17 protein-coding genes are annotated in these 17610 nt (G+C 62.8%); 9 read left to right on the forward strand and 8 right to left on the reverse strand.

Annotated features, from left to right (window positions below; translation table 11 throughout):
- Genes cobS through cobF form a run of 3 tightly spaced genes read left to right on the forward strand, consistent with a single transcriptional unit; the run spans window position 1 to window position 2540 of the window.
- The gene (gene cobS / locus KW403_RS18510; RefSeq protein ID WP_223022717.1) at window positions 1-753 is read left to right on the forward strand and encodes an adenosylcobinamide-GDP ribazoletransferase; all 753 of its coding nucleotides are present in this window, start codon (window positions 1-3) and stop codon (window positions 751-753) included.
- A 9-nt stretch (window positions 754-762) separates the two neighbouring features.
- Window positions 763-1776, forward strand: coding sequence for a nicotinate-nucleotide--dimethylbenzimidazole phosphoribosyltransferase (cobT, locus tag KW403_RS18515; protein WP_223022718.1), 1014 nt, complete (start codon window positions 763-765; stop codon window positions 1774-1776).
- A 2-nt stretch (window positions 1777-1778) separates the two neighbouring features.
- Window positions 1779-2540 (forward strand): precorrin-6A synthase (deacetylating), encoded by a 762-nt coding sequence (gene cobF, locus KW403_RS18520; RefSeq protein WP_223022861.1) that lies wholly within the window; start codon window positions 1779-1781, stop codon window positions 2538-2540.
- Window positions 2541-2696: 156 nt separating this feature from the next.
- Here cobF and KW403_RS18525 read toward each other — a convergent pair whose 3' ends face one another.
- From KW403_RS18525 to KW403_RS18535, 3 genes are all read right to left on the reverse strand, one after another.
- Window positions 2697-3914, reverse strand: a complete 1218-nt coding sequence (locus KW403_RS18525) for a GTP-binding protein (protein WP_223022719.1) — start codon at window positions 3912-3914, stop codon at window positions 2697-2699.
- 243 nt (window positions 3915-4157) lie between these two features.
- Window positions 4158-4598 (reverse strand): RbsD/FucU family protein, encoded by a 441-nt coding sequence (locus KW403_RS18530; RefSeq protein ID WP_223022720.1) that lies wholly within the window; start codon window positions 4596-4598, stop codon window positions 4158-4160.
- Window positions 4599-4641: 43 nt separating this feature from the next.
- On the reverse strand, window positions 4642-5391 hold the full coding sequence (locus tag KW403_RS18535) for an SDR family oxidoreductase (protein WP_223022721.1): 750 nt from the start codon (window positions 5389-5391) through the stop codon (window positions 4642-4644).
- Between the two features lie 253 nt (window positions 5392-5644).
- Here KW403_RS18535 and KW403_RS18540 point away from each other — a divergent pair, with 253 nt between their 5' ends.
- The 4 genes from KW403_RS18540 to KW403_RS18555 all read left to right on the forward strand — a co-directional run bounded on the left by KW403_RS18540 (window position 5645) and on the right by KW403_RS18555 (window position 9731).
- The gene (locus tag KW403_RS18540; protein ID WP_223022722.1) at window positions 5645-6769 is read left to right on the forward strand and encodes an extracellular solute-binding protein; all 1125 of its coding nucleotides are present in this window, start codon (window positions 5645-5647) and stop codon (window positions 6767-6769) included.
- A gap of 220 nt (window positions 6770-6989) precedes the next feature.
- The gene (locus tag KW403_RS18545) at window positions 6990-8054 is read left to right on the forward strand and encodes an ABC transporter ATP-binding protein (RefSeq protein WP_223022723.1); all 1065 of its coding nucleotides are present in this window, start codon (window positions 6990-6992) and stop codon (window positions 8052-8054) included.
- Window positions 8047-8928: an ABC transporter permease gene (locus KW403_RS18550; RefSeq protein WP_223022724.1), complete on the forward strand. Its 882-nt coding sequence runs from the start codon at window positions 8047-8049 to the stop codon at window positions 8926-8928. Before KW403_RS18545 ends, KW403_RS18550 begins: the two co-directional genes overlap by 8 nt.
- Window positions 8925-9731: an ABC transporter permease gene (locus KW403_RS18555; RefSeq protein WP_223022725.1), complete on the forward strand. Its 807-nt coding sequence runs from the start codon at window positions 8925-8927 to the stop codon at window positions 9729-9731. Before KW403_RS18550 ends, KW403_RS18555 begins: the two co-directional genes overlap by 4 nt.
- 9 nt (window positions 9732-9740) lie before the next feature.
- Here the strand turns inward: KW403_RS18555 and KW403_RS18560 are convergent, their stop codons facing one another.
- On the reverse strand, window positions 9741-10172 hold the full coding sequence (locus KW403_RS18560; RefSeq protein WP_378597131.1) for an Lrp/AsnC family transcriptional regulator: 432 nt from the start codon (window positions 10170-10172) through the stop codon (window positions 9741-9743).
- Window positions 10173-10309: 137 nt separating this feature from the next.
- Between KW403_RS18560 and KW403_RS18565 the strand changes: the two genes are divergently transcribed.
- Both KW403_RS18565 and KW403_RS18570 read left to right on the forward strand, forming a co-directional pair.
- Window positions 10310-11413 carry a saccharopine dehydrogenase family protein gene (locus KW403_RS18565; RefSeq protein WP_223022727.1) on the forward strand — a complete coding sequence of 368 codons (1104 nt, stop codon included), beginning with the start codon at window positions 10310-10312 and terminating at the stop codon, window positions 11411-11413.
- A 96-nt stretch (window positions 11414-11509) separates the two neighbouring features.
- Window positions 11510-12445, forward strand: coding sequence for a DMT family transporter (locus tag KW403_RS18570; protein WP_223022728.1), 936 nt, complete (start codon window positions 11510-11512; stop codon window positions 12443-12445).
- Between the two features lie 14 nt (window positions 12446-12459).
- On the opposite strand, the gene KW403_RS18575 is transcribed toward KW403_RS18570, so the two are convergent.
- From KW403_RS18575 to KW403_RS18590, 4 genes are all read right to left on the reverse strand, one after another.
- Window positions 12460-13488, reverse strand: coding sequence for a histone deacetylase family protein (locus KW403_RS18575; RefSeq protein ID WP_223022729.1), 1029 nt, complete (start codon window positions 13486-13488; stop codon window positions 12460-12462).
- Between the two features lie 9 nt (window positions 13489-13497).
- The gene (locus KW403_RS18580; protein ID WP_223022730.1) at window positions 13498-14463 is read right to left on the reverse strand and encodes an NAD(P)-dependent oxidoreductase; all 966 of its coding nucleotides are present in this window, start codon (window positions 14461-14463) and stop codon (window positions 13498-13500) included.
- On the reverse strand, window positions 14456-15757 hold the full coding sequence (locus KW403_RS18585) for an ArgE/DapE family deacylase (RefSeq protein ID WP_223022731.1): 1302 nt from the start codon (window positions 15755-15757) through the stop codon (window positions 14456-14458). The genes KW403_RS18580 and KW403_RS18585 overlap by 8 nt, the downstream gene beginning before the upstream one ends.
- A gap of 229 nt (window positions 15758-15986) precedes the next feature.
- Entirely contained in the window at window positions 15987-17609 is a 1623-nt protein-coding gene (locus KW403_RS18590) for an ABC transporter ATP-binding protein (protein ID WP_223022732.1), read from the reverse strand.
- Window position 17610 lies beyond the last annotated feature (1 nt).

The following is a 17610-nucleotide window of genomic DNA, read 5'->3' on the forward strand; positions in this document are numbered from 1 at the left end:
ATGGCCGGGTTTCGCTACGCGCTTCGTGACATTGCCGCCTGCCTTGGCTTCTATACGCGGCTGCCTCTACCGGCGTTCGAGATGCCGGCGCACGGTTTCGCCAATGCCCAATGGGCGGCACCGCTGGCCGGTCTTTTCATTGGTGCGGTGTGCAGCGCCGCTTTGACGGGTGTCATCGTGCTGGGCCTGCCGGCCACCATCGCCGCCGCCATCGCGCTCGCGGCGGGCGTGCTTCTGACCGGCGGTCTGCATGAGGATGGGCTGGCGGATGTGGCCGACGGTTTCGGCGGCGGTTCAACGCGGGAGAAGAAGCTCGCCATCATGAAGGACAGTCGCATCGGCTCCTATGGTGTGGCCGCGCTGATCCTGTCGTTTCTCCTGCGCTGGTCGGCGCTCGTGGCGCTCGGGCTCGCCGCCATTCCCGCATTGCTGATCGCCCACACGGCCTCGCGCGCGCTCATGCCCGCGCTGATGCGCCTTTCGCCACCCGCGCGCGAAAACGGGCTTTCGGCGGGCGCAGGGCAACCGACGAGAGGCACCGTTCTTGTCGCGCTGGCGATTGGCGGCGTTTTGCTCCTCGTTCCCGGTCCCGGATTTGCGCTCATTGGCGTGCCGCTTCTGGCGGCTGCGCTCTTTTTCATCAAATGGCTCGCCGAAAAACAGATCGGCGGGCAGACGGGCGATGTGCTCGGCACATTGCAGCAACTGGCCGAAACCGTTCTGCTTCTCGCCTGCGTCACGCATTTCATCTGAAGGATATCCATGCCCCGCTTTCTCTCGATCGACGATCTGCGCACCGCCTGCAACGACCGGCCTTCAGGCGACGAAAACGCCGCACAGGCCGCAACGGCCCGTCAGGCCGTGCTCACCAAGCCGCCCGGCAGCCTTGGCCGGCTGGAAGAAGCGGCCATCCTGATGGCCCGCTGGCAGGGGCGTGAGAAGCCCGCGCTCGACAGGGTGCATGTGTTGATCTTTGCCGGCTCCCATGGGGTGACCGCACGCGGCGTCTCCGCCTTCCCAGCCGAGGTAACGGCGCAGATGGTGGCGAATTTTTCCGCCGGTGGTGCAGCGATCAATCAGTTGGCAAAGCAGGCCGGCGCGAGCCTCACCGTCACGCCGCTGGAGATCGAGCGCCCCACGGCGGATTTCACGCAAGCGCCGGCCATGGATGAAGCCAGCTTCCTGACCGCCGTCCAGACCGGTTTCGATGCGGTGCCGGAGGGAGCCGATCTCGTGGCACTCGGGGAAATGGGCATCGGCAACACCACCGCCGCTGCCGCGCTGGCCGCAGCCCTTTTCGGTGGTGGGGGCGCGGACTGGGTCGGGCGCGGCACAGGCGTCGACGATGCCGGCCTCTCGCGCAAGGCCGAGGCCGTGGATGCCGCGCTTGCCTGCCATGGCGAGGCGCTTTCCGATCTGCTGGAGGCGCTGCGCCGGGTCGGCGGCCGCGAGCTTGCTGCCATGTTCGGCGCGGCTCTTGCCGCGCGGCAAAAACGCATTCCCCTCCTGCTCGACGGGTTCGTGTGCGGATCGGCAGTCGCGCCGCTCGCGTGCCTCGGCGAGGGCGGTCTGGCGCACGTCATTGCCGGCCACGTTTCCGCCGAGCCCGGCCACCGCAAACTGCTTGCCGAACTCGGCCTCAGGCCGCTGCTCGATCTCGACATGCGGCTTGGCGAAGGCTCCGGCGCCTGCCTTGCGATCAACATTCTGCGCGCAGCACTTGCCTGCCACAACGGCATGGCGACCTTTGCCGAAGCCGGCGTATCGGACGGTTGATGATGCGCACGCTCTCGCTCATCGGCATTGGCACCGGCAATCCCGAACACATGACGGTTCAGGGCATCAACGCACTGAACCGGGCAGACGTGATCCTCATTCCCCGCAAGGGCGAGGCGAAAGAGGATCTGGCCGATCTGCGCCGCGTCATCTGCGAGCGGTTTCTGGAGAACCGGCAGACGCGGATCGTGGAATTCGACCTGCCGGTGCGCGATGCGGCCAATCCGAGCTATCGCCGGGGCGTGGACGACTGGCACATGGTCATCGCCCACGCCTATGGCGATCTGCTCGCAGCGCACACGGGCGAGACGGGCCGTGCGGCCTTTCTCGTCTGGGGCGATCCCTCGCTCTACGACAGCACGCTGCGCATCATCGAGCACATGCGCCGCGAGACGGCGCTTGCCGTCGCACTGGAGGTGGTGCCGGGCATAACCAGCATTCAGGCGCTCGCGGCCAGCCACCATATGCCGATCAACACGATCGGCGGTTCTGTGTTGATCACCACGGGAAGGCGGCTGAAGGCGGAAGGCTTTCCGCCCAATGCCGACACGCTTCTCGTCATGCTCGACGGCGACTGCGCCTTCCGCACGCTCGACGGCGATGCCTACGAGATTTTCTGGGGGGCCTATCTTGGCACGGAGGACGAGCTTCTGATCGCCGGCCCGCTTGGGGAAGTCGCCGGGCAGATCGTGGAGACGCGCGCCAGGGCGCGAGAAGACAAGGGCTGGATCATGGATACCTATCTTTTGCGGGTGAGGGGTTAAGTTGGGCGCACGTCATCCCGCCCCCGTCCTTCGACACGCTCAGGATGAGGGCTGTGTGGGATGCCTTCTGCGTTGACACTTGTGCCAGGTTTTCCCTGCCTTTTCCCTCACCCTGAGCTTGTCGAAGGGCGGGGGAGAAGGCAAGCACACCGCGCCTCAGGCGGCCTGTGCCCGCTGCCAGCGCGGGAAAGGGTCCGCCAGCGCAAGGAATTCTGCAGGATCAAACCGCGTCGCGCTGCCAACCAGAGCAGCGTCCAGCGCGGCGGTGATGCGTTCGCGGTCCATGCCGGAACCTATGAAGACCAGCTCCTGCCGCCGGTCCCCATAGGGTTCGCTCCAGTAGCGGTCCATGAAGGCTTTCGCTTCCGGGTGGTTCGGCCAGCGCTCGCGCGGCACGGCGGCCCACCAGGTGCCGAGCGGCTTCACGCTGGATAACGCACCGGCGAGGCTGAACTCCGCCACCCAGTCGGGCCGCGTCGCCACCCAGAAATGCCCCTTCGCGCGGATCACGCCCGGCAGAGGCGCATTCAGCACCGTATGCACTTTCTGCGGATGGAAGGGACGCCGCGCGCGGTAGACAAACGAGGAAACGCCATATTCCTCCGTCTCCGGCACATGGTCGGCGAAGCCATAGAGCTCCTTGGCCCAGAGCGGATGCTGATGCGCCGCCTCGAAATCGAACAACCCCGTATCGAAGATGCGCTCTGGCGCAACATGCGAATGGTTCGTCTCTATGATCTGCGCATCGGGATTGAGCGCGGTGACGATCTTGCGCGCGGCATCAAGCCGCTCAGGGCCGGCATCGCTCACCTTGTTGAGGATCACCACATCGGCAAACTCGATCTGATCGACCAGGAGGTCCACCAGCGTGCGCTCGTCCCCCTCGCCCGCAACCTCACCCCGGTCGCGCAGGAAATCGTGGCTTGCATAGTCCTCCAGAAGGTTCACCGTATCGACCACGGTCACCATCGTGTCGAGCCGCGCAACATCGGAAAGGCTCATGCCTTTTTCATCGCGGAACTCGAACGTGGCGGCCACAGGCAGCGGCTCGGAGACGCCCGTGGATTCGATCAGGAGATAATCGAACCGTCCCTCCGCCGCCAGACGCCGAACCTCTTTCAAAAGATCGTCGCGCAGCGTGCAGCAGATGCAGCCATTGGTCATTTCCACCAGTTTCTCGTCGGTCTGGGAGAGATTGGCCCCGCCCTCGCGCACCAGATCGGCGTCTATGTTCACTTCCGACATGTCGTTGACAATTACCGCGGCACGCCGCCCGGACCTGTTGTTGAGCACATTGTTCAGGAGAGTCGTCTTCCCTGCCCCCAGAAAACCGGAAAGAACGGTGACGGGCAGGCGGTTGTCCTGGTTGGGCATGGGTGGCTCCTCTGGCTGATGCTTGGTATGTAATATCATAACATAACAGCAGCGCAAGTTTGTACACCCACATTCCCATGACGAACCGCGAAGCGCTTAGAGCGCGGCCTCGGACAAGGAGAGGTCGCGCCTTTTCCTGCGGACGACTGTGGGGAGCACCATGCAGATCAAGGATGGGCGCATGTGAATTGGCCGGAACCGTGCAGTGAAATCCGACGACGATCTATGGAAGAGCCTGACGGTTCAGCCCTGTTCCGGTGGCAGGACACCTTTCTTCAGGATCACATTGCCATAGAAACGGCGCTCGCCCGTCTGGATCACTGCGAATGCCTCGCGGGCGCGGTCATAAAAGGCGAAACGCTCCAGTGGCCGGATCTCAGCGGGATTGTCGGCGATCTTGTTGATCACCGCCTGAAATTCAGCAACCACCGGCGGGATACCATCGGGGTCATCGACCATCTGCATGGTAATGGCCGGATCATCGACAAAGGAATCGAGCGGCATCACACTCAACACGGCCTTGAGCACGCGCGTCGCGTCAATGCCGTCCAGCCGCACGAATTCGCGTGCGCTGGCCTCACCAGGGAAATTTGCATCCGCGATGACGATCTCGTCGCCATGGCCCATGGCGCGCAGGATACGCAGGAGTTCAGGTGATAGAATGGGGTCGATACCACGCAGCATGAGGTTCCTCCAGAAAGATGCATCGGTGCGCCTATGGTGATCCTTAGATCGTCACGCCGCCATCGACGAGCATAGCCTGCCCGGTGACAAAACGGCTTTCATCCGAAAGGAGATACAAAATCATCGGAGTCATGTCGTTGACCGTGGCGAGCCGCCCCATGGGCTGGCGCGCGATGAAATCTTTCTCTGCCTGTACCGGATCGGCGGCCGAGGCGATGCGGCCGCGCAGCGAGGGCGTGTCGACCGTGCCGGGACAAAGCGCATTGCAGCGCACACCCTGTGTCACGAAGTCGGCGGCGATCGACTTGGTCAGTCCGATCACGGCTGCCTTGGTCGCGCCATAGACCGCCCGGTTGACGAAGCCTTTGATGGAAGAGGCCATCGAGGCCATGTTGAGAACGGAGACGCTGCCCGCCTCTCCCGCCCGCTCCAGCATGCCGGGCAGGAAAGCCTGCGTCATTCGATACATGGAGGTCACGTTGAGATCCATGCTGAACGCCCAGTCCTCCTCCGAAACGTCGAGAATGGTGCCGTGATGAACGAAGCCCGCACAATTGAAGAGCCCGTCGAGCGGACCGATCTTGTCGGCCAGCGCATCGATTGCACCGCGCTCGCGCACATCCAGCCTGTGGGTCCGGATCGCGGGGTTCTCCGTGGCCAGCGATGCCAGCCCTTCCTCATTGATATCAACGGCGGTTACCGTCGCGCCTTCCGCCGCGCAGGCCAGAGCGCTGGCCCGTCCGATGCCCTGTGCCGCTGCCGATATCAATATCCGCTTTTCCTGAAGTCGCATTCTGTCTCCCCTCCCTGATCAGACCCCGGTGCGGGCCGTGGTTCTTCATACAATCAGTCTTTTGACATGGATCAAATGGGCCAGACCCCGAAAATCGCGAAATGGCAAACATCGGGAGAAGCATTGCCGACGCAAAACACATTCAACAGGGAAAGTCGGGAGCTACGTTTTTTGTTGCCGCCCGGTCATCGCGCTGTAACAATGCAGGAATAACGCCTGCGATCTCAACGCAGAAATCAGGGGAGTGCTTTCCATGACATTGATCAAACGCCGCAACTTCATCAAGGGCGCTGCCTCGATGGCCGGCCTTTCGCTTGCCGTGCCGTTCATTTCGCGCAGCTATGCGCAGGGTTCTTCCGGCTCGGTGAACATCTTTGCCTGGGCCGGTTATCTGAACGACGAGATGCTCGCGGCTTTCGAAAAAGAGACCGGCATCAAGGCAAACTACACGCCCTACGGCACCAATGACGAGCTCTTGAACCAGCTTCGCGCCAACAATGGCGGCGGGTTCGACATCATCTGGCCGACGGTCGACCGCGTGCCCAACTATGTCGAGTTCGAGCTCGTGCAGCCCATCGACGAGAGCAAGGTCAATGTCGACAACTGCCTGCCGAGCGCCTGGACGAACTCCGCCAATCTTGGCGCGGTGATCGACGGCAAGCGCTATCAGGTGCCCACCGACTGGGGCACGGAAGCCGTTTCCTTCGACAAGGATCAGGCGCCGCTCGAATATGGCACCGCATCCTATGGCGACATCTGGAAGCCGGAAATGAAGAGCAAGGCCACCGTGCGCGGCCATTCGGGTCTCGTTGGCCTGGGCCTCTGGCTCGAAGGCGAGGGCAAGCTGCCCATGCCGATGGCGGATGCCTTCAAGTCCGAAGAGAACATGGTCAAGATCTATGACGTGATCCTCGAGGAAGCGATTGCCCGCAAGGCCAACATCGCGCAGTTCTGGTCCAACGAGAACGAGGCGCAGGGTGCCTTCCGCGTCAATGGCTGCGCCATCGGCCAGACCTGGGATTCAACCGCTGCAGCACTCGCCAAGGAAGGCCTCCCCATCGGTTTCATCGCGCCGAAGGAAGGCGCGCTGGCATGGATGGAAGGTGTCGCGATCCCGAAGGGTGCCGAAAACCTCGATCAGGCTTATGCCTTCATCAACTGGTTCCTGACGCCGGAAGCCGGCGCCATGTACACCAACGCGACCTCGATCAACTCCACCGCCGTGGGTGCCGCCGACATGACGTCCGACGATGCCAAGGCCTTCTTCGCCGCCGCCTATCCGGGCGATGCGCTGGAGAAACTCTGGTGGTGGCCGATCCAGGAAAGCTGGTTCGTTGCCAAGCGCAACGAATATCAGGACCGCTTCCTTTCGGCCTGAGGCGCGCTAAACAACAGATGATGGCGTTTGCCCCTCATCCGCCTGCCGGCACCTTCTCCCCGCCTACGGGGAGAAGGAAGAAGTGGAAACCTCTATGCCCCCTTCTCCCCGCGAGCGGGGAGAAGGTGAGGATGAGGGGCGGGCGCCGATCTTTGCATGGAAATGCAGGCGAGCCGCAGCGACCTGCGCGCTACCAAACATCGGGAAACATTGGAGGCCCATGTCACATTCCGTAGAGCTCGATCATGTCGGCGTTACATTCGGCACCACCCGTGCCGTGGACGATGTCTCCTTCACGGTTGAAGGTGGGGAATTCTTCTCCATTCTCGGGCCATCCGGCTGCGGCAAGACCACGCTTCTGCGCGTCATCGCCGGTTTCCTGAACCCGACCGAAGGCCGCATCCTGATCGGCGAAAAGGACATGACACCGCTCGGTCCCAACCAGCGCCCCACGGCGATGATCTTCCAGTCGCTTGCGCTCTTCCCGCTGATGCCCGTGTGGGAAAACATCGCCTTCGGGCTTGAGGCGCGTGGCGTCTCCAAGACCGAGCGCCGCAAGAAGGCCGACGAACTCCTGAAGTTGATCGCTCTGGATGGTTTTGGCGACCGCATGCCGGGCGAACTTTCCGGCGGCCAGCGCCAGCGCGTCGCCATTGCCCGCGCGCTCGCGGTCGAGCCGCAGGTGCTTCTGCTCGACGAACCCTTGTCCGCGCTCGATTTGAAGCTGCGCCAGCACATGCGCGCCGAGCTTCGCGCTCTTCAAAAGCGCACCGGCGTCACCTTCATCTACATCACGCACGACCAGTCCGAGGCGCTCGCCATGTCGGACCGCGTGGCGGTGATGAGCGCCGGCGTGGTGCAGCAGGTGGGCGCGCCACGCGAGCTTTACGACAATCCGGCCACACCCTTCGTCGCCACCTTCGTTGGCGAGACCAACGCGCTCTCCTGCACGGTCAAGGGCATCGACAACGGCATCGCCACGGTGGAAACCGCCCATGGCACGCTGACTGGCCGCGCCGGTGACGGCCTTTCGGGCGGCGTGGCGGCAAAGCTCTATGTGCGGCCTGAAGCGTTGAAGCCGAAAGGTGGTGTAAACCGCCTTGCCGCCACCATCGAGCGCATCGATTTCGAGGGCGCTTTTGCGCTCGCGCATGGCGTTGCCGAAGACGGCACACCGCTGGTGGCCTCCATCGCCAGCACCGAGCTCGCCACGGCTCCCGCCATCGGCGAAAAATCCGGCTTCGGCTTTGAAAGCGCGAATGCGGTGGTGCTGCCCGATGTCTGATCTGTATCGACGTTTCGGCGGCGGGCTTGGCACGCTGTTTCTGGCGCTGGTCGGCGCATGGCTTGCCGGCATGGTGCTCGCGCCCAATGTCATGATGATCGACTATGCGCTGCGGCCCAATCTTCCGCCGTCGCAGCTTGGCGGGCCGAACGATGTCTATTCGCTCGACAACATTCTCTATCTCGCCAATGAGGGCGTTCACCGCGCGATCTTTTTCAAGACCGTGTGGGCGAGCGCGCTTGTCGCCTTCATCACCTTTCTGGTGTGCTATCCCATGGCGTTCTGGCTTGCCCAGCACGCGACGGTGAACCAGACGGCGGTGGTGCTTCTGGCCCTCACCATACCGTTCTGGATCAACGAGGTCTTGCGCACGCTCGCTTGGTATATCCTGCTCGCGTTTCGCGGCCCGCTGAATGCCTTCCTGCTTTCGCTCGGCGTCATCGACGAACCGGTGCGCTGGTATGGCGATGGCGGTGTTCTGGCCGGCATGACCTATGCCTACATCCTGTTCATGCTGTTCCCGATCTACAACGCCATTGAATCGCTCGACAAATCGCAGATCGAGGCCGCGCGCGACCTCGGCGCCTCCACCTGGCGCATTCACTGGCGGGTGGTCATCCCGCACGCCAAGGCGGGCATCGCCACGGGCTGCGTCTTCACCTTCATGCTCGCCGCCGGCAGCTATGTGGCCCCTGCCCTTCTCGGCGCACCGGGCAGCCGCTGGTTCACCGAAATCATCTACAACTGGTTCTTCGAGGGCGGCGACTGGAACCGCGGCGCTGCCTACGCGCTGGTTCTTCTGGTTCTGTGCCTTGCAGTGGTGCTCGTCACGCTGCGCATTGCCCGCGTGAGCCTGACGGAGGTGGCTAAATGAGTGCCGCCGACCGCATCGCACGCGCCCTGTTCGGCTTCTACATGGTGGCGTTCTTTCTTTATCTCTTCGCGCCGCTCGCCATCATGGGCATCGCCACGTTCAACACCAGCCGCTTCCCCACGGTAACGCCGTGGCGCGGCACGACGCTGCAATGGTTCGACGCGCTGTGGAGCGATGGCGGCATGTGGCAGTCGCTCTGGACCTCCTTCGTCGTCGCCTTCTTCGTGGTCATCACCGTCCTGCCCATCGGCACGGCGGCGGCTCTCGTTCTCACCAGCCTGCATGCGCGCGCCCGCAGCTTCATGTATGCGGTCATGGTGTCGCCGCTGCTCACGCCCGGCGTGGTCATCGGCATCGCCACGCTGGTCCTGTGGCGGCAGCTTGGCGTTGGCGGCGGTGTGTTCCTGATCGTGGTCGCGCAGGCAAGCTTCATCATCTGCTATGTGATGCTGATGATCACGGCGCGCCTCCAGCGCTTCGATCCCACACAGGAAGAAGCGGCCCTTGGCCTTGGCGCATCGAAATTCATGGTCTTTCGCCGCGTGCTTCTGCCCTTTCTGAAACCGGCGCTCATCGCTGCCGGCTTTCTTGCCGTTCTCCAGTCCATCGAAAACTACAACACCACGCTCTTCGTGCGCGGGTTCGACACGCCGCTCACGGTCTACATCGCCACCAAGGTGCGCACGGGGCTGACGCCCGCCGTCAACGCGCTGGCGCTTATCATGATCGCGATCACCGTGTTCGGCGCCATCGCCTATGAGATTGCCCGCAGGCGCGGCGCGGCGCGGATGGCCGTCGACTGAGGACTGCGTCTACCGGTCGATCCGTGTCGACAGGACGATCGAGCTCATCGTCCGGTCGACGCCCTTCAGCGCGCCGATCGTGTCGATCACCGTGTCGAGTTCGGCCACCGAAGGCGCTTCGACGATGATGATCATGTCGAACGACCCGCTCACCGAGTGAACCGTGCGCACGGCGCTCATCTTCTCCATCGCCGTAATCACATCGCCGGAAAGCTTTGGCGACACCGTCACGAGAAGATGCGCGCGGATTTGTGCTGCATCATATTCGCCCGAAAGCCGCACCATATAGCCGGCAATCGTTCCGCTGCGCTCAAGCCGCTCCAGCCGGCTCTGCGCGGTGGAGCGCGAGACGCCCAGCCGCCGGGCAATCTCCGACACAGGCATGCGCGCATTCTCACGCAAGAGCGCAATCACCGACCGGTCTGCGTCTGATGTCGTCATATTGCTCATTCCATTCGTCGATATGCATAAAATCGTGAGTGAAATTACCCGGATTGATACTTCGATTCAACGTCGATCAAAGCCAGACTGGACAAACATCCAGGCAGAATCGCCAGATAAATTCGAAAGGGAGCGGGATGAAAGAAATCGTTGTCACCGGAGCCGGGCGCATTGGGGCCGCCATCGCAGACATGCTGGTCGCCTCGGGCGATTACACGGTCACCGTCGCCGACCGATCGGCGGAACAGCTCGCTGGCCTCTCTTCTCACAAGCAGATTTCCGGCGTGGAAGTCGACCTTTCAGACACGAAGGCGCTGGCTGCCGTGCTCAAGGGCAAGTTCGCCCTGTTGAACGCAGCCCCCTACAATCTGACCGTACCGATCGCCGAGGCGGCTGCCGAGGCCGGCGTTCACTATCTCGACCTGACCGAGGATGTGAAAAGCACGCGCCGCGTGAAGGAAATCGCCGCCTCTGCAGGCACGGCCTTCATCCCGCAATGCGGGCTTGCGCCGGGCTTCATCACCATCGCCGCCAATTCGCTCGCCAAGCGTTTTGACACGCTCAACGATGTGCGCATGCGCGTCGGCGCGCTGCCGCAGTTTCCGGCCAATGCGCTCAACTACAATCTCACCTGGTCGCCTGAAGGCGTTATCAACGAGTATTGTGAGCCCTGCGAAGCCATTGTCGATGGCGAGATGAAGGAAGTCGCGCCGCTTGAGGGGCATGAGGAGTTCTCGCTCGATGGCGTGCGCTACGAGGCGTTCAACACCTCCGGCGGGCTCGGCTCCATCTGCGAATCGCTCAAAGGTCGCGTGCGCAATCTCAACTACCGCACGATCCGCTATCCGGGTCATGCCTCGATTATGAAGATGCTCTTGAACGATCTGCGCCTGAGCGAACGCCGCGATCTTCTGAAAGAGATTTTCGAACACGCGCTGCCCACCACCATGCAGGATGTGGTGGTGATCTTCGTCACCATCACCGGACTGAAGAACGGCCGGCTGGTGCAGGAAAGCTATGCCAACAGCGTGTTTGCCGATCCGGCCGGCCCGAATGCGCGCAGCGCAATCCAGAAAACGACCGCCGCCGGCATCTGCACCGTGCTCGACCTGCTCGCCAACGGCAAGCTTCCGTCCAAGGGCTTTGTCCAGCAGGAAGACATCGCGCTTGAGGATTTTCTGGCCAACCGTTTCGGCCGTACCTACCAGCCCCAGACCGGCCCGCAGGCACAGGCCGCTTGAGGCGAAACCGGCCAGCGCAGGATTTCCGTCGCTGGCCGTACCGTTTCGCCGCCATGTGACATTGCGCGCTTCGGCTTCGCTCCATAGGGTCGCGCAATGTCAAACGACCGGCCGCTTGTCGGCATCCTCTTGATGATCGGGTTTTGCGCGGTTGCCCCTCTGGGCGACTCGATCGCGAAACTGTTGGGCGAGACCATTCCGCTCTTCGAGCTCCTGGTTGTGCGTTTCGCCGCGCAGGTGGTGTTTCTCCTGCCGGTCGTGTGGTGGAGCGGCAAGTCGCTGCTTCTTTCTCCCCGCGTCATGCGGCTCACCGTGTTGCGCACGGCTCTCCACATTGCCGGCATCGGCGCGATGTTCATGTCGCTGCGCTATCTGCCGCTGGCCGATGCTGTCGCCATCGCCTTCGTCATGCCCTTCATCATGCTGGCCTTCGGCAAGTTCTTTCTGGGCGAGGATGTGGGCCCAAGGCGGCTTGCCGCCTGTTCGGTCGGCTTCGTCGGCACCATGCTGGTCGTTCAGCCAAGCTTCCTCACCGTCGGTGCGCCAGCCCTTCTGCCGCTGCTCGTGGCGGTCGCCTTCTCCGGCTACATGCTGGTGACGCGGCAGATCTCGCGCGATGCCGATCCCATCGCGCTTCAGGTGGTGAGCGGCATCTATGCCATGATCGGCTTCGGCGCGCTGGCTTTCGTCAATCTCGGGCTCGACCTGCCGCAATTGCGCATGGTGCAACCCGATCTGCGGGAAATGCTGCTGTTGGTCGCGTCCGGCTTCTTCGGCACGTTCGGCCATCTCCTGATGACATGGTCGCTGCGCTTTGCGCCTTCGGCCACCGTGGCGCCGATCCAGTATCTGGAGATCCCCTTCGCCACGGTCATTGGCTGGCTCGTCTTCCGCGATCTGCCCAATGGGCTGGCGGCCCTTGGCATCGCCATCACCATGGGTGCCGGGCTTTACATCGTGTTCCGTGAGCGGGCGCTGGCAAGGCCGGTCACCCCGGTTCAGCCAGCCCCCGATCCGCAAAGCGTGCAATAATGTTCTGAGCCGCCTCAGCCGGCCAGCGCCTCGCGGCTGGCAGTGAGGAAGATCTCCGCATTTCTCGAAAGCGACGGCCCCAGATAGCCGCCTTCCTGGATCAGCGCCGTGGGCAGTCCCAGAGCCGCGATCTCGCGTGCCATGGTGGCAAAGCCGTCGCCCGTGAGCTTCACCTCCGAGAGCGGATCGTCCGCCGCCATGTCGAGCCCAAGCGAAATCACCAGCGCCTCCGCGCCAAAGGCGGTGATGGCCGCAAGTCCCTCGCGGAAGCGGCCAAGGATCGTTTCCGTATCCGATCCGGGCTTCAGGCAGAGATTGAACGTCGCCCCCTCGCCTTCGCCCTCGCCGCGCTCGTCCTCATAGCCCAGATAATAGGTCGGATAGAGGTCGGGGTCCGTGTGCAGCGAGCAGACAAAAACATCCCCACGATCATAAAAAATGTCGAGCGTGCCATTGCCCGTATGCGTGTCGATGTCGAGCACCGCCACCTTGCCAAAGCGTTCGCGCAGGCTTTGCGCGGCGATGGCCGCATTGTTGAAGAGACAAAACCCGTTCGACGCGTTGGAAAGCGCATGGTGCCCCGGCGGGCGGCACAGGCCATAGACCATGCGTTCGCCTTCCTTCACGCGTTCGGCAGTCTCAAGCGCGGTCTGCGCCGACCAGTAGACGGCATCCCATGTGCCTTCCGTCAGCGGAACCGACGTGTCGGTCGCCCACCAGCCAAGCTGGCCGAAAACGGATGAGGAAGGCCGCCCCCGGCGCGGACCGGGATGGCAATTGGGGATCGGCTCCTGATCCGGCGCCTCCGCGCGCCAGCGCTGATAGGCGTCTTTCCAGAAATCCACATAGTCCGGATCGTGCACCGCCTTGATCGGCCCGTCGCCGAAATCGCGGGGTTTCTCGATGGGGAATTGGTTTTTGATCAGCATGTCGCGGATCAGGATCGCGCGTTCAGCCTGTTCAGGATGGGGCATATAGGCCCCGCGCCGGAAATAGCGCTCCGGCGTGTGCCGCAATTGGCGTTCGTCGAAAATGGCTTTCATTGTCGTCCTTCAATATCCGTTGGATCTGTCGACCACCGTTTTCGGTGTGTCTCCCGCCACCACGGCCTGTGCAGCGCGGGCAAGCTGTTCCGCCATCCGGTGCGGTGAGCAATCGCCCGCCTGATGCGGCGTCACGAGAATGCGTTCATCCGCCCAGAAGGGGTGTTCTTTGGGCAATGGCTCCACGTCGAAAACGTCGAGCGAGGCAGAGGCGATGCGTCCGCTGTCGAGCGCACGCAGAAGATCGGCCTCGACCAGATGTTCTCCCCGCCCAAGCTGAATGAGAGCGGCCCCCTCAGGCATCCGGTTGAAGAAATCGAGATCAAGCAGGCCGCGCGTCTCTCCCGTCAGCGGCAACACGTTGATGAGGATGGCAGCCTGCTCGGCAACCCGGAGCGCCGCCCCCTCAGCGCTTTCAAAGCGCACACCCGGCATCGTCTCCCTGGGTGTGGTGCGTGCCGCCGCAACGACCGGAAAGCCCAGCGCCGTCACCGCGCGGGCAATGGCGCGTCCCATCAGGCCGAAACCCAGAATGCCGACCGGTGTTTCACGCGGCGGCTTCATGGTCGAGGGGATGAGCCGCGCCCATTCGTGCTTTGTCTCATGCACGATATGGTGGCGCATGTTGCGGTGATGCCAGATCACATGCCATGCCGCGAAGCCTGCCAGCATGTCGCCCTGATCCGGGTCGCGCACGCGCGCCACCAGCGCGTCCTTTGGCAGGCTTGGGCAGTTGATGATGCTGTCGACACCCGCCGCAATGGAATGCGCAAGCCGCAGATTCGGATAAGGGTCAAACGCATCAGCCGCCGGCCTCCAGCTGAGGGCAAAACGGATTTCCTCCGGATTGTCGATTTCATGCGGATGGCGCAGCCGGATCATGCCTGCATGCGGTGCCAAGGCATGTCCGTAGAGTTCATGCAGGTCGTAGACCTCGCTCAGATACACGCCCTCGATCACTCGTCCGTCAGCCATGTGCAGCCTCGGTCTCGATGGGTTCCACCCCGCACCAGTCGGCGATGAAAAGTGCGATCGCCCCCGTCACCCGCTTGATGGAGGAAAGACTCACGCGCTCATCGAACCCGTGGATGTTCTCGGTTATCGGGCCATAGACGAGACACGGCATGCCTGCATAGATCACGAAGACCCGCGCATCGAGATAGCCCGGCGTCACGAAGCTTTTCAGTTCGCTCGCGGTCGCCGCGCGGTGCGCTTCGGCAAGCGCCTTTTCGGCGTCCGTGCCTTCTTCCAGCACGTAGCCGCGCGCGAAAAACCCGTTCCAGATCACCTCCGGCGGGCGATTGCCAAGAAAGGGATCGTCGGCCAGCTCACGCGCCAGATGCGCCTCGATCTGCGCTGCCCGGTCCTTCGGGTCGTCACCGGGATAAATGGCGATGCGGCAGGAGAGCTTGCACCAGGCCGCCACGGTCGACGCCCAGTCGCCACCCTCGATCTTGCCGACATTGAAATTGATCGGGTGATCGAGTTCCTCGAAATAGGGGTAACTCGCCTTTTCAGCGTTCCATTCCGCGGTCAGGCGTTTCAGGCTTTCGATCACGCGGAAGCTCGCCTCGATGGCGTTGGCGCCCGTGCCCGCCTCGCGCACATGCACCGGGTGGCCCGACACATTCACCTCGAACCACAAGACGCCCGTATTGGCGCGCACCAGCATTTCGTCTTCCGGCTCGGGGATGATGGCGGCCTCCGCCGTATAGCCTTCCACCAGACAGGCGAGTGCGCCATTGCCGGTGCATTCTTCCTCCACCACGCTCTGCACATGCACTTTCGCTGCCGGTTGCAGGCCGATGCGGCGCAGCGCGTCGAGTGCGAAAATGTTGGCGGCGATGCCAGCCTTCATGTCACCGCCCCCGCGCCCATAGAGCCAGTCGCCCTCGCGCTTTGGCTCATAGGGCGGCGAAACCTCCCACATGTCGTGCGGGCCTTCCGGCACCACATCCATATGACCGTTCAGGATCAGCGACCGGCCTTTCTCCATGCGCGGTGTGTGGGTGGCGATCACGTTCACCGCGTCGGAATAATCGACAGCAACGGGCGAAAAGCCCGGATGATCCTTGATCTTGTCTTCGTCAATATGGAAGGTTTCGACCGCATAGCCGCGCGCTTCGAGCGCCTTGTGAACGAATTCCTGTGCGGGCTTTTCCTTTCCGCGCAGCGAGGGAAAGCGGATCAGGTCTTCGGTAAAGTCGATCTGTTCCTCAAAGCCTTCCTCGACGGCTGCGAGGATTTTCTGTGCCAGTTGTTCGTCCAAATTGGTGGTTCCTGCGGATTAGTGTTGAGAGTGGTGAGCGATGGCGCGCGTCATCCCGCCCTCGCCCTTCGACAAGCTCAGAATGAGGGCTAACAGCGGATGCACGAGCGTTTGGATATGCGATACTACAGACACCAGCCTATCCATGCCCCTTCCCTCATCCTGAGCCTGTCGAAGGGCGAGGGAATGGGCACGCACAGCGCTGAAGTGAGCTCCAGTTGTCACCGCGTTACCCCGCCGCCGCCAGCTCCTTCTCGCGGCCGGGAATGGCCTCGATCAGGGTGCGCGTGTAATCGCTCTGAGGGTTGTTGAAGATGGCATGCGCCGGTCCCATCTCGACCACCCTGCCCTTCTGCATCACCGCGATGCGGTCGCAGATCTGGGCGGCGACCCGCAGATCGTGGGTGATGAAGATCAGCGCCAGATTGAGCCGCTCCTTCAGCTCCGCCAGCAAATCGAGCACCTGCGCCTGAATGGAAACGTCCAGCGCCGAAACCGCCTCATCGGCAATGATCACGCGCGGCTCCAGGGCCAATGCGCGGGCAATGCCGATGCGTTGGCGCTGCCCGCCGGAAAACTCGTGCGGATAACGGTCGATGGCGAGCGCATCGAGGTCCACCAGTTCCAGAAGTTTCACCGCGCGCGCATAGGCTTCCTGCTTGGAAACCCCGTGCGCCATCGGCCCTTCGGCGATAATGCGGCCAACCTTGGAGCGTGGATTGAGCGAGGCATAGGGATCCTGAAAGATCATCTGGATCGACTTGCGCGCCTCGCGCAGCGCCTCGCCGGAGAGCTGCGCCATGTCGTGTCCGGCGAGCTTCACCGTGCCGGAATCGGGCTGCATCAGCCGCACGAGGCAGCGCCCGACGCTCGATTTGCCGGAGCCGGATTCGCCGACAATGCCCAGCGTCTCGCCTTCGCTGAGCGTCAGGTTCACATCGTTGACCGCATGAACGATACGCGGCTTGGAAAAGAGCAGGCCGCCGCCGGTCACATAGGTCTTGTTGAGCCCTTCCACTTCGAGGATCGGCGTCTTTCCCACCGTCTCCTCGCTCGCCTCGGCGGCAAGCTTCGGGATCGCTGCGATCAGCTTCCGCGTGTACTCATGCTGCGGATTGTCCAACACCTCGTCGGCGGTGCCGGCCTCGACGATCTTGCCATATTGCATCACCGCCACGCGGTCGGCGATCTCGGCAACGACGCCGAAATCATGGGTGATGAACATCACCGCCATGCCGTGCTTTTCCTGCAGATTGCGGATCAGCTCCAGGATCTGCGCCTGCGTGGTCACGTCGAGCGCGGTGGTCGGCTCGTCGGCGATCAGCATGCGCGGTTCGAGCGCCAGCGCCATGGCGATCATCACGCGCTGCCGCTGGCCGCCCGACAGCTGGAACGGATAGGCGCGCGCCGCCTTTTCCGGCTCGGGAATGCCCACTTCCGTCAGGAGTTCGATGGCGCGCGCTGCGCGTTCCTTCGGTGTCAGCAGACCATGCGCCTCGAAAACTTCGGCAATCTGGTCTTCCACCCGCATCAGCGGGTTGAGCGCCGACATGGGCTCCTGAAAGATCATGGCGATCTTCTTGCCGCGCAGGTCCATCATCTCGGTTTCCGAGAGTTTTAGAAGATCCATGCCCTCGAAGAGGATTTCACCGCCCACCGGTCGCACCAGATCGGGCAGAAGCCCCATGGCCGCATTGGCCGACATGGATTTGCCGGAACCCGATTCTCCGACAATGCAGAGAATTTCACCGGCATGAAGATCATAGGAAACATCGTTGACGGCAAAGTCGCGGTCGGCACCCTCCGGCAGCGCGATCTTCAGGTTCCTGATTTTGAGAACGGGCTCTGTCATC

The sequence above is a fragment of the Nitratireductor kimnyeongensis genome, assembly GCF_019891395.1.
GTDB lineage: Bacteria > Pseudomonadota > Alphaproteobacteria > Rhizobiales > Rhizobiaceae > Nitratireductor > Nitratireductor kimnyeongensis.